Source organism: Geminicoccus harenae (assembly GCF_019800005.1).
In the GTDB taxonomy this organism is placed as follows: domain Bacteria; phylum Pseudomonadota; class Alphaproteobacteria; order Geminicoccales; family Geminicoccaceae; genus Geminicoccus; species Geminicoccus harenae.
In genome coordinates, this window is record NZ_JABGCL010000005.1 from 202,353 (window position 1) to 217,051 (window position 14,699).

The window sequence follows — 14,699 nt, forward strand, 5'->3', positions numbered from 1 at the left end:
AAACCACAGTCCGCCTTCTCAGGAGCATCCATGGACTTTCTCAATAACACGGGCCCCGGTGTCACTGCGGGCGACATGAGCACCGACGATCTGGCGCAGCTCCAGAAGTCGCTCGAGGCCGGCTACGGCTCCGAGATGAGCAACCTGACCGGTGGCTCGGCGCTGCGTATCCAGTCCCTGGACACCACGCTCCAGGCCACGGTGCAGGACAACGAGCACTTCGCTCTGTTCAACGCGCTGCCCAAGCCCAAGGCTACGGCGGTGCTGGACGAATGGACCGAGCAGTCGTCGATCGGCGGCTTCGAGGGTGACTCGTTCAACGACCAGGACGGCGCTGCCGCCGAGGCCAATGGCGAGTACGCCCGCCGGGTCGGCCGCGTGAAGTACCTGACGACCTACCGCAAGATCCCGATCGTTCTGTCCACGCAGAACAACATCGTGGATCCGGTGGCTACCGAGCAGGTCAACGGCGCCAAGCAACTGCTGACCTCGATCGAGTTCAGCCTGTTCGAAGGCGACGAGGATGTCACGCCCAAGGCCTTCGACGGTATCGCCAAGCAGATCGAGGGCCTTGGCTCGGTCGATCACGTGATCAACATGGACGGCCAGGCCCTGTCGGCGGTCGATCCTGTCATGAAGGCCGCTGAAACCGTGTTCGGCTTCGGCAACTTCGGCAAGATCACCGACCTGTACATGCCGCCCTCCGTTCAGACCGACCTGAACAACAAACTGGATCCGGCCTTCCGCGTCGCGCTGGACAACAGCCCGAACAGCATCACCTACGGCACCCACGTGCGCGGCATCCAGACCTCCTGGGGCGCCGTCGCCACGCGCAACGACGTGTTCATCCGCGACGAGAAGCGCAAGCAGCCGTTCCAGCTTCGCGGCGGCCAGCACGCGGCGATCGCCACGAAGAACGACCCGTTCAAGCCGGCATCGGTCACTGGCGTGGCGGCCGCTGGCAGCCCGTCCTCGAAGTGGAAGGCCTCGCGCGCCGGCGAGTACCGCTACGCGGTCACCGGCATCAACCACAACGGCGAATCGACCGCCGTAGTGTCGGATGCCGTCACCGTGGCCGCCAACGGCAAGGTCACGCTGACCATCGGTCGCTCGTCCTCGCAAGCCGAAACTGGCTATGTGATCTACCGCAGCCGCCAGGATGTGGTGACCGGTGAGCTGTCCGACATGCGCGAACTGGCCCGCGTGCCGGCCTCGGGCTCGGCCACCACGGTCTACGTGGACGAGAGCCAGAGCATCCCGGGCTCGACCAACGCCTACGCGCTGAACCTGTCGGCTTCGGATCACGCCATCGCCTGGCGCCAGTTCCTGCCGATGCTGAAGATCCCGATGGCGGCGGTCAACTCGCCGATCATCCCGTGGCTGCAGATGATCTGCGGCTACCTGCGGATCACCAAGCGCAACCAGCATGTTCTGATCAAGAACATTGTGCCGCTCGGCGCGAGCTGGCGTCCGTTCACCGCCGAGTAATCGCCGGTGGGCTCGGGGCGGCTCCGGCCGCCCCGTTTTACTTAGGAGGCATCGTGCCCGAACTGTTGAAAGTCATTCGCAAGCGTCCCGGCCTGCTCACGCCCATCAACGGCGTGAAGTTCGAGCCCTACGAGGACGCATCCATTTCCGAGACCATCTCGCGCGAGATGGCCGATCTGTTCCTGGCCGTCCCCGGCTACGTGCTCAATGGCGCCGTCGATCCCGACGCCCAGGCCCGGGCCGACGAGGCTGCCGCTGCCGGCAAGCGCGAGGCCGACGCGATCGCCGCCGCCAAGAAGGAGGCGGACGAGAAGGCTGCCAAGGAAGCTGCCGAGAAGGAAGCCGCTGATGCTGCTGCCAAGGAAGCCGCTGACAAGGAAGCTGCCGATGCTGCCGCCAAGGAGGCTGCTGATAAGGAAGCTGCCGACAAGGCCGCAGACGAAGCCGCCGCCAAGGGCGACACGGGCAAGGAATCGAAGGCCAAGGGCGCGCGCGCCAAGGCCGGCGACAACAAGCCCACCAGCCTCGCCGAGGGCAGTGGCGAGGTTTTCTAAGGAGCCATCATGTCTGACACCCCCTTCTTCAAGACCAACGTCCGCGAGCTGCTGAACAACATCAGCCCCGGCGCCGCGAAGGCGCTGCTCGGCGACATCATCGTCGGCCTGCAGGAAAAGGTTGCCGAGCTCGAGCAGTCCAGCGGCGAAGGCGGCTCGGTGACGGTCGATACCCTTTCGGGCGCGACCGCCGTTGGCCGCAGCGTGATGAAGGCCGCCGACGGGGCTGCGGCGCGCACGGCGATCGGCGCCGGCACATCCAGCCTGGCGCTCGGCACCACCGCCTCGACGGCCAAGGCCGGCAACTACCAGCCCACGGCGGCCAACATCAGCGACGCCAGCGCAATCGGCCGTCAGATCCTCACGGCGGCCGACGCGGCGGCCGTAAAGACCTTGCTGGGCATCGCCTAAGCAAGCCGCCCCGGCTGCCCGGGGCTTGTTCCTGGTGGCTGCCTGTACGGGGCCACCGTCCTTTGTGAGCTCGCATGGCAACCATCATCGCCGGCGGCGACGCCATCGTCACCGTCAACCTCCTGCAGAACGGCAAGCCCTATCCGGCGACCGGGCCGATCAAGGCCGCCATCTACCCGATGAACGGAAAGACCGCCCTGTACGGGGAGGTCGATGTCCCGGATGACGTGCAGGGCACTGATTGGCCGGCCGGCGTCGTCGCCGTCGAGATTCCTGGCAGCGCCACGGCGAGCCTGGCGTCTGGCGACTACCTGCTGGTGCTCACCGGGCCGGCGATGATCAAGCGCAGCCGGCTCACGGTGGAAACCCTGTTCCTGCCCACCAGGAACTCGCTGTTCATCCGTGACATCGTGGTGGACGAGATCCGCACCGACCAGTTGATGGCGGCCGCCGCAAGCGTCCTGTCCGGCGTCGAGGTCTCCGACGACTACATCTGGGGCAAGGTGCGCGCCGCCGAATCGGAAATCTCGCACACGCTGGGCGTGCCGCTGGTGCCCACCCGGTTCTTCTCGGTGGAGCCGCCGACCCAGGAGCAGATCGATGCCCTGGACGGCATGGCCTGGGAGGTCGAGCCGGCCTACGACTATGCGCCCGACCTGTTCCGTGGCGACCGCTGGGGCCTGCTGGTCACGCGCCAGCGCCCGATCATCGACATCATCAGCTTCTCGTTCACCTACCCGTCCTCCAAGGACTCCTACATGCCGATCCCGCTGGACTGGATCCGCTGGGATGCCAAGTATGGGTCGCTGAACCTGGTGCCGTCCTCGCCGGCGATCTTCGCCCAGATGGACGCCATCATCATGACGGCGCTCACCGGCGGCCGCGCGATCCCGCAGATGATGCGGCTCGACTACACGGCCGGTCTCCAGGATGTGCCCAACCAGTATCCGGAACTGATCGACGTCATCAAGAAGCTGGCCGTGCTCAAGATCGTGGCCGACTCCTACCTGCCGCAGTCCGGATCGATCAGCGCCGACGGCCTGTCGCAGTCGCTGAGCGTGGACATGGGCAAGTACCAGGAGGTGATCGATCACACGCTGAACGGGCCTGACGGCTCGAATGGCGGCTTGATGCGCAAGCTGCACGGCATCCGCATGCTGGTGATGTGATGCGCCTGAATCCCGCCGCCTTCAATCGTCACCTCGACCACATCGGCCAGTCCTTCCGCTGGCGCAAGGCGTTCGCCTGCCCGTGCGTCGACCAGAACTCCGGCTCGGCCGACTACAACTGCCCGCGCTGCCACGGCCAGGGCGTGATCTGGAACGCCGCCGTCGACGCCAAGGCTGGGGTGGCATCGCAATCCGTGCAGACGCGCTGGGCGCAGTCCGGCCGCTGGGAGGATGGCGACCTGGTGCTGTCCGTGCAGGGCAGCTCGCCCATGTGGGCGATGGGCATCTTTGACCGGGTCACCTCGATGAACGCCTCCGACCCGTTCTCGATGGCGCTGGTGCGCGGCGCGCCGACCGAGCGCCTGCGGTTCGTCATGGACAGCGTGCAGCGCGTGTTCTGGTATCACCAGGCCACCGGCGAGATCGTCGAGGGCAAGGCGCCGGTGCAGGCCGACGACGGCAGCCTGGCCTGGCCGGATGGCGGCGCGCCGCCCGACGGCATGCAGTACAGCCTGTCGGGCACCAAGCGCCTCGAATACTACGTCTACGACCAGTTGCCTCGGAACCGGAACGAGCACCACGGCGCCCGGCTGCCCAAGGCGGTGGTGCTGCGCCGCTTCGACCTGTTCGGCCGGGGCTTCAACCAAGGGTCCGCTTGATCGCCTCGGTCATGGCGGCCAGCGCCAGGGGCTGCATCTTGTCGGTGACGCCCTTGGCGATGAAGCGCCCGGGCTCCGGCTTGGTCACCCAGCCCTTTGAGCCTTCGATCATCACCCGGAAGGTGAGGTAGGTCGAGTGCGGGGTCTGCGAGGTGCCGGTGTCGAATCGGACCATGCCGTTCAGGTTGCGCCGCTGCTGCGGCGTCAGGCCCTCCATCCCCTTGGTGTTGAGCCGCCCGCCCCACTGGTAGTGGTTCTGGTTGACCATGGCATGGCCCTTGGTCTTCGGGTCGGACAGGAAGGGCGAGTGCAGGGCGCTGGCGCTCATGCCTGACTTCGGGTTCAGGTGCACCATCTGGCCGGACGGCCGCTGCCCCTGGCCGGTCACGCGGCTGGCGTTCAGGGCCTTGGCCATGGCGTAGACCGATTCCGGCATGGCTGGCGCGTGCGCATTGTTGCCGGGCGTCTGGTGCCGGAACGGGATGATCAGGAAGCGCTTGCCCTTCTCGGTGCGCCGGACCTTGTCCGACGTGTTGAGCATCTTCTTGAGGTCGCGCCCGGGCCGGCCGTTCTCGATGCCGACGGCCCCCTCGTAGGAGGCCTCGACCACGGCGGTGAAGTCGCCGGTCATCTTCCAGGTGATCGACTGCGCGTAGCGGTCCTTCTCGCCGGACCACAGGCCGCCTTGCTGGAGCACGGCCTGCTGCCAGTTGGCGCTGGTCTGGAACGCAACTGCGCGCACCGCCTGGTGGACCAGCGGGAAGACCTCCTTGGTGATCGCGCCCTTGATGGCCAGGAGGTCGCCGAGCTCAAGGGTCATGTGCATCTGGATCATGCAGGCAGGTTACCGTCACGCCTGGGTCGTGACGGCATCATGTTGCCATGATCCATACGGTCCACTCCCTTCCTGTCGGCAATGCGCTGCGGCTGTTTCTGTCGCCGCCGGCCGACGCGCTGCGTTGGCGCATCCTGCGCAAGGGAACGGATGATTTCGCCGGCCCGGAGGATCCGGGCGCGGTGCTTGTCTACGTGGGCGACGAGAAGGCAGTCCTCGACACCAAGGCGCTGACCAACGACCTGGCCGCCTTCTACCGGCCCTTCTACTGGATCGACGGCGCCTGGGTCGATGGTGGTGCCAGCGCCTCTGGCACGCCGCGCGCCACCTATCAGGATGCCAGCACCGACGTGCTCACCGTCGTCCGTGACCGGCTTGCTGCTGGCCTGGAGGTCGAGCTCCAGCGCAACGTGCTGCGTCACCCGACCGGACAAATTCAGGTCCTGACGGCACCGCCCCAGGCCGACAATGCCCGCCTGCCGCTGGTCACGGTGCAGCTCGTATCCGAGGAACCGCCCGAGCGCGCCGCCGGCGATGAGCTGGACACCTCGTTCGACGCCATCGGCGGCGTTTGGGTGGACAGCGAGGGCTGGCTCGCCCGCGTGACCCTGTCCGTCACCGGCTGGTCGCTGAACCCCCAGGAGCGCAACGCGCTGCGCCAGGCCCTGCGCCGGATCATCGTGGCGAACCTACCGGTGTTCGATGACGCCGGCATGCTGAAGATCGAGTTCAGCATGCAAGACCACGATGCGGTCAACGATGAATTCAAGGCCCCGCTTTACCTGACGAATGGCTCGCTGGTCTGCTTGGCGCCTGTCGTCGTCACCAACGAAGTCCAGACTATCCGCGTCGTCGAAACGGATCTTCTTGCCGATTAATGAGGAAATGATGGCTAAGACCACTGCTGCAACCAACCCGGGCGACGAAGCCCAGACCACTCCCGCAACCGTGAAGGATGACCCGGCCGCCGAGAAGGTCACGCTCGACGAGTTCTGCCTGCGGCTGTCCGCGTCGGTTCGCCGGCCCGAGCTGATCAACGGCTTCTACTACGTCGAGACCAAAGCAGGGCGCGTCAAGGATTACGAAAGCGCCTTCAAGTCTCGCTTCGACGCATTCGTCAAAACTCCCGTCTGATTGGAGCAATCATGCCTGTTTTCTTCGATGGCCGTCTGCTTGTCTCGCCCACCACCGCTTCGAAGGTGGACGACAGCGCGATGGCGAACAAAAACCTGACCGTTGGCAACGTCGTCGCCTTCATCGGTCGGTCGCTCGGCGGCAAGCCGAACACGGCGCTGCGCTTCGGCACGCCGTCCGAGGCGGAGGCGGTGCTGGTCGAGGGCGAGCTGCTGGACGCCGTGCGTGCCGCATTCGATCCGAGCCCGGAAACCAATGCGCCGCAGTCGGTCGTGGCCGTCCGGGTGAACCCGGCGGAGCAGGCTTCGCTGACCCTGCTGGACGCCAGCTCCAACCCGGTGATCACGCTCAAGTCCACCGACTACGGCCTGCGCAACAACCAGATCAAGGTGAAGGTCGAGACCGGATCGACCGCCGGCAAGAAGCTGACCACGCAGTTCGGCAACGACTACTACACCGCTGACAACGTCGCGCGGAACGCCTTCGGCGTGCAGTACAGCGGCGCTGCCGCCACGGCCACGATGTCGATCACCGGCACCAGCATCGTGCTGCAGGCGCCCTCCGGCACCACGATCGACACGATTGAACTGGCGACCTTCAAGACCGTGCAGCAGGTCGTGGACCGCATCAATTCGCTGACGGGCTTCGCGGCGTCGGTGAAGGACGGCAACAACAACAAGCTCGCCCTGAACGGCCTGGACTATGTGACCAGCCAGGATGTGAAGACCGCCGAGTTCGTGGTCACAGCGAACCTGCAGGCCATCATCGACTGGTTCAACAGCTCGGGCGAAGGCTTTGTCACGGCCACCCGTGGCGCCACCGCCGGTGCTGTGCCTGGAAACGTCGGCTTCACGTACCTGTCCGGCGGCTCGGATGGCATCGTCACCAATGCCGAGTGGGCCGATGCCTATGAGACCCTCCAGACGGTGGACGTGCAGTGGGTGACCCCGATCTCGCCCGAGCCCTCCATCTGGGCCATGAACGACGCGCACGTCTCCTTCATGTCGAACAACAAGAAGGAACGCCGCGCCATCGTCGGCACCAACCTTGGCACGTCCAACGAGGACGCGATCTCGGCCGCCAAGTCGCTGAACAGCGACCGGACCTCGCTCGTGCACATCGGCCACTACAGCTACGACCCCCAGGGCAACCTGGTGCTGCGTCCGGCCTACCTGACCGCCGCCCTGATCGCTGGCGCGTTCGCCGGCGTGAACCCGGGCACGCCGATGACCAACAAGGCGCTGAAGGTCGTGGCGCTGGAGCGCGACCTGCGCAACCCGACCGAGACCGACGTGCTCATCAACGGCGGCGTGCTGTGCGTCGAGAACACCGACACCGGCTACAAGGTCGTGCAGTCGATCAGCACCTGGCTGATCAACAGCAACTACAACCGCCGCGAGGTCTCCACCGGCGTTGCCGTGGACTTCACCGCGCGCAACTGGCGCCAGGCGGTCGATTCGCTGCGCGGCTCGAAGTCCAACCCGCTGCTGATCTCCCAGGCCATCAGCCGCTCGGACAGCGTGCTGCGCGAGCTGTCGCGGCCCGAGCCGCAGGGCGTGGGCGTGCTGGCCGGCGACGAGGCCAACCCGCCCTACAAGAACATCCAGGCCAGCATCGAGGGCGATGTCCTCCGGCTCCAGGCGCAAGTCTCGCCGGTCATCCCCAACAACTACATCCTGATCACGATCGCTGCGGTGCCGTGGTCCGGCTCGGCCTCGGCTTAATCGTTGGATCGCACCCGGGAGTAATCAGCAATGCAACAAAATATCAAAGTACGGTCGGGTAACCGGATCGTCGTGCGGTTCGACGGCAAGGAAATCGGCCTGATCCAGAACGTCAGCATGAACGACGACTATGCGCCGGAGCCCGCCTCGGGCGTCGGCGACATCCACGTCGCCGAATGGGTGCCGACCATGGCCCGCCACACGCTGAACGTGAGCGCCATGGTCCTGCGGCGCGGCGCCATGCTCGAGGCCGGCATCGCCATGGAGAACGGCGACGCCGTCCTTCAGGGCTTGGTGTTCGACTTCGAGTCCTACGACAAGGACACCGGCGACCTGCTGCGCAAGTACATGGGCTGCTCCTACGCCTCGGGCAGCATCGAGATCCAGAAGCACGCGATCACGGTGCAGCAGGCCGTGTTCAACGCGCTGGATGTATCCGGCCTGGCTGCCTAACGCGGCCATGCCCCACGACAGCCGCCTGCTGGCGGCTGTTTTCTATCTCACCAGGAAAACTCATGGCCCGCCTCCCCAACCGCACCGATTTCACTGTTCCCGTCGAAGGCATCGGCGCCTTCACCTTCGCCAAGCGCAGCTTGCGCGACGAGCTGGCGATCGGCTCGGAATACTCGCGCCTTACCGAGGGAGTGGATACTCCGACGCCCTGGCTCGAGGCGGTTGCCGGCTGGATCGCCGCGCTGAAGGTGCTCACGGTCGAAGCGCCCAAGGGCTGGAACATCGACGAACTGGACCCGCTCGACCCGGACACCTACGCGAAGCTGCGCAAGGTGCATGCTGCGCTCCGCGAAAAGGAGGGCTCCTTTCGCCGCCCTGGCAATGCAAGCGGCCAGGCGGACGGGCAGGGAGTGGGCCCGGACAATGGAGTTCGCGTTCCGGCGCCGGTACAACCTGCCGCCGACTGATCCGCGTTTCCTCGACGCCACGCGCGAAGAAATCGCTGCTGATTTTTGGGCGCACCATTACGCCGAAAGCAACGTGACGGAAGAATTCGAGGATACCGAGTTCGATGCCGACGAGATCACTGCGCAATGGGCCAAAGAAGATGCAGCCGCTAACCGGGCAGGTGATCCTGACGACGAATTCGAAACGGTGATCGACACCACCAAGGGCATTTCATGAGCATCAAGATCCCGGTCGAAGCCAAGTTCGACACCGGCGACGTCTCCCAGGCCACCGCGAAGCTGGTTCAGCAGATCAATGCGGTGGGCAAGGCCGTCGCCGAGGCCAACAAGGTCAAGTACAGTCCGATCAGCAAGGCTTCGATCGACGATCTGAAAAAGATGCAGGCTCAGTACGAGAACCTGCAGAAGATTTCGGGTGCCTTCAACTCGAAGCTCAAAGCCACCGGCCAAAAGGGTCAGGACTTCTTCAGCCTGGACTGGTCGAAGATGTACGCCGACCCTGCCGTGCGCGCCCGCGCGATGCGGCAGCACTTCGAGTACGTCACCGGGCGCACCTTCACCGGGGCGACGCCGCCTGCGCAACCGCCTGTCCCGCCTGGCACGCCGCCCGCGCCGCCGCCACCGCCGGGCCATCCGCCCGGCCCCGGCTCGTCTCGGGTGATCGGCCGGCAGATCCTGGCGTCGGGCCTCAATGCCGCCGGTCCGGTCGGCGGCGTCACCAACACCGCGATCGGCATGGGGATGTCGGGCGGCGTTATCTCCGGCTTGGCCGGCCTGGCGGGCGGCCTGGTGGCGCTCGCCGTCGGCAAGGCCGTGGGCGGGGTCCGCGACAAGATCGGCGACGCCGAGCAGGAGGCCATCCGCTACGACACGCTCAAGCGCACGCTGGGCGACGTGAACGTCGGCTTCAACCTGCTGCGCGACAGCCTGCGCACGGCCTCCAAGGAGCTCGACGTCACCTTCGAGGAAGGCCAGCGCCTGGGACTGGAGTTCGCCAAGGCGGCGGGACAGCGGCCGGGCGACGCCGATTCGCTCGCCGAGGACGTGCTCGTCAACGCCGGGTTCGCGCGCGCCTTCGGCCTCGATCCGTCGCAGAGCAACAACTTCTTCGGCCAGATGCGGGAGATGGGCGTCACCCGCAACGCCAACGATTCGCGTGCGCTGGCACTGATGATCGGCGAGGCGATCGACAAGTCGGGCACCTTCGCCAAGGCCGACGAGGTGCTGGCGGCGATCGCCAACTTCACCCAGCAGCAGACCCGCCTGGGGCTTACCGCCGCCAACGCCAGCGGCTACTCGTCGATGCTCACCGGCCTGATGGGCAGCGGCATCCCGGGTCTGGACCCGCAGGGCGCAGCCATGATGCTTGGCCGCGTCAATGCCTCTATCCAGGCGGGCGGCGCCGCCGGCGAGGCCGGCCAGAACTTCACCTATGCGGCGCTCGGCCGCCGGCTGGGCCTGGACCCCATCCAGACGCGGCTGCTGCAAGAGCAGGGCGCGTTCGGCACCGGCGCCGACACCTTCAAGAGCGGCGGGGTCTACGACCGGTACCGGTCGATGTTCGGCGGCTCGTCGCCGGGCACGGCGTCCGGCTCGGCCGCAACCAACCTCCAGATGCTGATGGACAAGTTCAAGGAGGTCTATGCCGGCCGCCCTGAACTGATGGCCAGCGCCATGAGCAACTATTTCGGCATCAACACCTCGCAGGCGATGGCCCTGGCTACGACCTCGCCCGCCGACCTTGGCGGCGTCATGGGTCGCCTGGGGCGCCAGGGCGTCGATCTCAGCAAGGTCAACGCCAAAGGCATCTCGACCCTGGCGCGCATCAACTCCGGCGACCGCTCGACGCTCGACGAGGTTGCGGGCGGCCTGTTCAACCGGATCGGCAGCGACGCGCTGTCGGACAAGGATGCCCGCCGGCTGCGCGACGCGATGGCCAGCGGCAACGAAGAACAGATGCGCGACGTCCTGTCGGAGCTCGTGGCAACGCGCGACCAGGAGAAGACTGAGGGCTCGGAGACCCGCCGCACCATCGTAGGCGTGCAGAACGAGCTGCAGGAACTGGCCGCCAAGATGATCCCGCTCATGAACGACATGCGCGCGGGCATCCTGCTGATGGCTGGCGGCAAGGACAAGCTCGGGCCCATGGGCATCCGCCTGGCGGTGGCGGAGAACGAGGCGAACGAGCGCAAAGCGGCGGTCGACGCCGGCTTTGCCCAGCGGATCAAGGCCGCCCAGGACGAGGCCAAGCTCGCCAAGGCGGAATCGGAGCGGCTGCGCCAGGAGCAGATGGACCTGGCCAAGACCGGACAGTGGGCGGGCAAGCCGCTGGAGGAACGACAGGCGCATGCCGCCGAGGTCGAACGCCTCCAGCAGGTCGAGGCCGACGCGACCGCGCGCGCCCAGGGGCTCCAGAAGGAGCGCGAGGCGGCCAGCAAGGGCGCCGACCAGGCCCTGCAGGTTGAGCGGGCCAAGATCCGCGCCGAGTTCGGCAAGACGCCAGGCGCCAGCAGCGGGCCCGTCAGCGGCACGATGAAGGATGCCGTGCAGGAGCTCGAGCGCCTGGGCTGGTCCCGCGAGCAGGCCATCGGGATCGTGGCCAATCTCCAGGCCGAGAGCGGCATGCGCACGGACGCCGTGGGCGACGACGGCAAGGCGCACGGGGTCGCGCAATGGCATCCGGACCGCCAGGCCAAGTTCAAGGAGCTGTTCGGCATCGACGTGAAGGATGCCACGCTCAAGCAGCAGTTGGCATTCGTAGATTGGGAGCTGCGCAACACCGAGAAGGCCGCCGGCAACAAGCTGAAGAACGCGACGTCGGTGGAGGAAGCCTCGACCATCGTGCAGCGGGAGTACGAGCGCCCCGCCCAGAAAGACGACGCCTACAACAAGGCGAAACGTGAGGCGATCGCCCGGGACCTCTACGCGAGCATGCAGGACAGCCACAGCACGCCCCTGCCTGCTGGCGTGCCTGCCAACAGCGGTAGCGCCGGCAGCAGCACGCTCAACGTGCACGTCATCGGCACCATCAACAACACCGAGGGCAAGCCCGTCGGCACCGTCCAGCCCATGACGGTCGCCACCCGGACTGGCGCGCCCACCCCGTCCGGAGCCGTGCGATGAGCCCGACCGTCAAAGTCTACCAGCCCGGGGTCCGGGTGACCCTGTTCAAGACCGTGCGGCGGGCCTTCCTCGACGGCACCAACCCCGTCTCGATGCGCTTTAGTGACCAGGACGAGGTGATCGACCTCACGCCCTTCCTGGGCGAGGGCAGCGGCGTGCGCACCTCCAAGTCGGTGCGCGAGCCCGCCGGCGGCTTCTCGCTCACCTTCGCCGACAAGCCGGTGAAGGGCACCAGTTCCTTCGAATCGCTGTTCGGCATCATTGAGCCCATGGACCTGATCGAGATCAGGATGCGCCACGACCCGCCCGATCTGATCGGCAACGTGATCGGCGCCGGAGGCAGCGACGAGGACCCGACCCGGCCCACCATCGTGATGCGCGGCTTTGTGTCGGAGGTCGTGCGCGACGAGATCATGTCGGCGGACGGCAAGCCCACGCGCGCGATCGTGGTGAACGGCCAGGACTACGGCAAGATTTGGCAGCAGCTCCAGATCCGGCTGCTGCCGGGCTACGTGATCGGCGAGGACCTGCTGTCCAGCTTCCGCCTGTTCGAGCGGTTCGGCGTGGGCTTCAAGACGGTCATGCCGGCAAACGAGTTCATCGCCGAGGTGATCGACAAGATCATCAACCCCTACCTGGCGGGCTTCATCCCCGAGGACGCGCTGCTGCCGCGCGCGGTGATCCCCGACATCCAGGTGACCCATGGCGTCACCAGCATCGCTGGCATCCAGAGCCAGCAGGGCACGGTCTACGAGCTCATGCGGATGTTCACCGACGTCGGCGCGTGGAACGAGTTGTATCTTGAGGATCGCGAAGACGGTGTGCACTGCGTGTTCCGGCCGAACCCGGCCAAGGACATGGACGGCGAGCTGATCTACAACAAGGTCCACAACGAGGACTGGTCGGTTCCCGAACAAATCATTGTGCCGGCCAAGGACATCGTGCAATCGCGCCTGTCGCGCTCGGATGCGAACGTCGCCAACTATTATTGGGTCAGGGCGCCACGCTTTGAGCTGGTCAGCGACATCGACGCGCGCCTGTTCGCGATCCAGGGCAACGACCGCGACAACGTCCTGCTCGAGAACTACCAGAACAGCGCCGTGAGTCTGTACGGGCTGCGCATGATGGACACCCAGACCGAGATGGGTGGCGATGCGGTGACGACCTTCAACAGCGGCCAGGACAAGCAAGACCAGCAGAAGCGCAACAACGACATGACCGACTGGATCGGCCTGCGCCGCCGTGCCCTGGTTGAGCAGAATAAGGACAACGTGCTGCTCGAACGCGGCATGCTGCGCGTGCGCGGCAACGAGAACATCCGCGCCGGGTCGTACATCATGACCGATCGCGGCGGCATGATGGCAGAATACTATGTGGCCCAGGTGGACCACGAGTACATCCCGTTTCAGGGCTTCTTCTCAACTTTGACGGTCGATCGCGGCATGGGCTTTGTCGAGCGCGTCCGCCGCGAGGGCGGGGCATCCAGCCCGTATCTGGCCGAACTCTATGGTGGCATGGGTGGATAACGGACCTCTGCGCTGGGGCCGCGTCGCGGCCATTCATCCCGAGGACTACTCGGTCGATCTGGTCATGACCGATGACGGCGCGCATCTGGCGGGCGTGCAGGTGCTGGCGCCCATGGCGGCGACCAATGCCGGGTCCAACGACCTGTCGCCGGTGGCGACGCCGCGCAGCGGCAACAAGTGGGACCTGCGCCGGCCGACCGACCAGGATGTGTTGGCCGCCGTGCTGTTCTACGGGCGCTACCCGGTGGTGATCGGGTTCCGCTTCCCGCAGATTTGCCAGATGCTGTTCAAGGAGCTGGGCCGCCGGGTCAACCGGCACACCTCCGACGTCTATTCGACCACGGACGCCAAGGGCAACACCGAGTGGTCCCACCCGAGCGGAACCTACCTGCGCATCGCGGAAAGCCCGGACCACGAGGATCTGACCGGCAAGGACGTCGACGGCAACTGGAAGATCACCAAGAACACGGCCACTGCGCCGCACGTCCAGCTCGTCGTGGCGAATGCCGGCAGCCCGGTGGCGACCTTGCACATCGACCCGAGCGGCAACGTCACGGTCGAGCACGACGGCAACTTCCTGCACAAGGTCGGCGGCACCTACACGATGGAATCGGCCGGTGCTGCCACGATCAAGGCGCCCAGCGTCACCAATGACACGCCGCAGACCACGATGACCGGCAACCAGTCGGTGACCGGCGTCATGAACGTCGACGGTGAGGGCGGGTCCGGCGGCGCCACCTCCACGATCAAGGGCTCGATCCTGGTCGTCGGTGGCGATGTGCAGGCCGACGACATCTCGCTCAAGGGCCACGGCCACACCGAGAACGATGCGGGCGGCCGGACCTCGGACGCGGTGCCCTAACGGTCGGTGGTGCGCATCCGGCGCAGCACGGCGAGGCAGTGCTCCTTGCCCTGGATCAGGACCCGGGGCGGGTAGCGCTCGGCCCGGTCCATGAACAAGGCGACCCGGTCCGAGGCGTAGTCCACGTACAGGGTCTGGCCGGTATACTGCGGGATCATCCGCGACAGCTCCTGGGGCGAGGATATGCCCTGGAAGATGTCCCGCATGGGCATGCAGATGATTTCGGTATCCGAGGCCAACTGCCACTCATCGTCGGCGGCGTCTCCGGCGTGGGCGGAGGTCACCATCAGGGCG

16 protein-coding genes are annotated in these 14,699 nt (G+C 66.2%); 14 read left to right on the top strand and 2 right to left on the bottom strand.

From position 1 onward, the window contains the following. The first annotated feature begins 30 nt into the window (after nt 1-30). From HLA95_RS06250 to HLA95_RS06270, 5 genes are all read left to right on the top strand, one after another. Nucleotides 31-1,488: a hypothetical protein gene (locus tag HLA95_RS06250; protein ID WP_191058326.1), complete on the top strand. Its 1,458-nt coding sequence runs from the start codon at nt 31-33 to the stop codon at nt 1,486-1,488. 53 nt (nt 1,489-1,541) lie between these two features. Continuing rightward, entirely contained in the window at nt 1,542-2,042 is a 501-nt protein-coding gene (locus HLA95_RS06255) for a hypothetical protein (RefSeq protein WP_191058325.1), read from the top strand. Between the two features lie 9 nt (nt 2,043-2,051). Next, nucleotides 2,052-2,453, top strand: a complete 402-nt coding sequence (locus HLA95_RS06260; protein WP_222182782.1) for a hypothetical protein — start codon at nt 2,052-2,054, stop codon at nt 2,451-2,453. A 74-nt stretch (nt 2,454-2,527) separates the two neighbouring features. Beyond that, nucleotides 2,528-3,622 (top strand): hypothetical protein, encoded by a 1,095-nt coding sequence (locus HLA95_RS06265; RefSeq protein WP_191058324.1) that lies wholly within the window; start codon nt 2,528-2,530, stop codon nt 3,620-3,622. Beyond that, on the top strand, nt 3,622-4,281 hold the full coding sequence (locus HLA95_RS06270) for a hypothetical protein (protein ID WP_191058323.1): 660 nt from the start codon (nt 3,622-3,624) through the stop codon (nt 4,279-4,281). The genes HLA95_RS06265 and HLA95_RS06270 overlap by 1 nt, the downstream gene beginning before the upstream one ends. Here the strand turns inward: HLA95_RS06270 and HLA95_RS06275 are convergent. Continuing rightward, entirely contained in the window at nt 4,262-5,101 is an 840-nt protein-coding gene (locus HLA95_RS06275) for a hypothetical protein (protein WP_222182784.1), read from the bottom strand. The two genes, HLA95_RS06270 and HLA95_RS06275, sit on opposite strands and share 20 nt — an antisense overlap. A 62-nt stretch (nt 5,102-5,163) precedes the next feature. Here HLA95_RS06275 and HLA95_RS06280 point away from each other — a divergent pair, with 62 nt between their 5' ends. The 9 genes from HLA95_RS06280 to HLA95_RS06320 all read left to right on the top strand — a co-directional run bounded on the left by HLA95_RS06280 (nt 5,164) and on the right by HLA95_RS06320 (nt 14,405). After that, entirely contained in the window at nt 5,164-5,994 is an 831-nt protein-coding gene (locus HLA95_RS06280; protein WP_191058321.1) for a hypothetical protein, read from the top strand. Nucleotides 5,995-6,004: 10 nt separating this feature from the next. Next, a complete protein-coding gene (locus HLA95_RS06285) occupies nt 6,005-6,250 on the top strand; it encodes a hypothetical protein (RefSeq protein WP_159711431.1) in 246 nt (81 codons plus the stop codon). A gap of 80 nt (nt 6,251-6,330) precedes the next feature. Next, nucleotides 6,331-7,974, top strand: a complete 1,644-nt coding sequence (locus tag HLA95_RS06290; protein ID WP_191058320.1) for a phage tail sheath subtilisin-like domain-containing protein — start codon at nt 6,331-6,333, stop codon at nt 7,972-7,974. Nucleotides 7,975-8,004: 30 nt separating this feature from the next. Further along, entirely contained in the window at nt 8,005-8,427 is a 423-nt protein-coding gene (locus HLA95_RS06295; RefSeq protein ID WP_159711427.1) for a hypothetical protein, read from the top strand. 62 nt (nt 8,428-8,489) lie between these two features. Next, the gene (locus HLA95_RS06300) at nt 8,490-8,894 is read left to right on the top strand and encodes a hypothetical protein (RefSeq protein WP_191058319.1); all 405 of its coding nucleotides are present in this window, start codon (nt 8,490-8,492) and stop codon (nt 8,892-8,894) included. After that, on the top strand, nt 8,851-9,111 hold the full coding sequence (locus HLA95_RS06305) for a hypothetical protein (protein WP_191058318.1): 261 nt from the start codon (nt 8,851-8,853) through the stop codon (nt 9,109-9,111). Before HLA95_RS06300 ends, HLA95_RS06305 begins: the two co-directional genes overlap by 44 nt. Further along, a complete protein-coding gene (locus HLA95_RS06310; protein ID WP_222182786.1) occupies nt 9,108-12,017 on the top strand; it encodes a phage tail tip lysozyme in 2,910 nt (969 codons plus the stop codon). The genes HLA95_RS06305 and HLA95_RS06310 overlap by 4 nt, the downstream gene beginning before the upstream one ends. Continuing rightward, on the top strand, nt 12,014-13,543 hold the full coding sequence (locus tag HLA95_RS06315) for a hypothetical protein (protein ID WP_191058385.1): 1,530 nt from the start codon (nt 12,014-12,016) through the stop codon (nt 13,541-13,543). The genes HLA95_RS06310 and HLA95_RS06315 overlap by 4 nt, the downstream gene beginning before the upstream one ends. Beyond that, entirely contained in the window at nt 13,536-14,405 is an 870-nt protein-coding gene (locus HLA95_RS06320; RefSeq protein ID WP_191058386.1) for a hypothetical protein, read from the top strand. Before HLA95_RS06315 ends, HLA95_RS06320 begins: the two co-directional genes overlap by 8 nt. Here HLA95_RS06320 and HLA95_RS06325 read toward each other — a convergent pair. Beyond that, entirely contained in the window at nt 14,402-14,617 is a 216-nt protein-coding gene (locus tag HLA95_RS06325) for a hypothetical protein (protein WP_191058387.1), read from the bottom strand. The two genes, HLA95_RS06320 and HLA95_RS06325, sit on opposite strands and share 4 nt — an antisense overlap. Between the last annotated feature and the right edge of the window lie 82 nt (nt 14,618-14,699).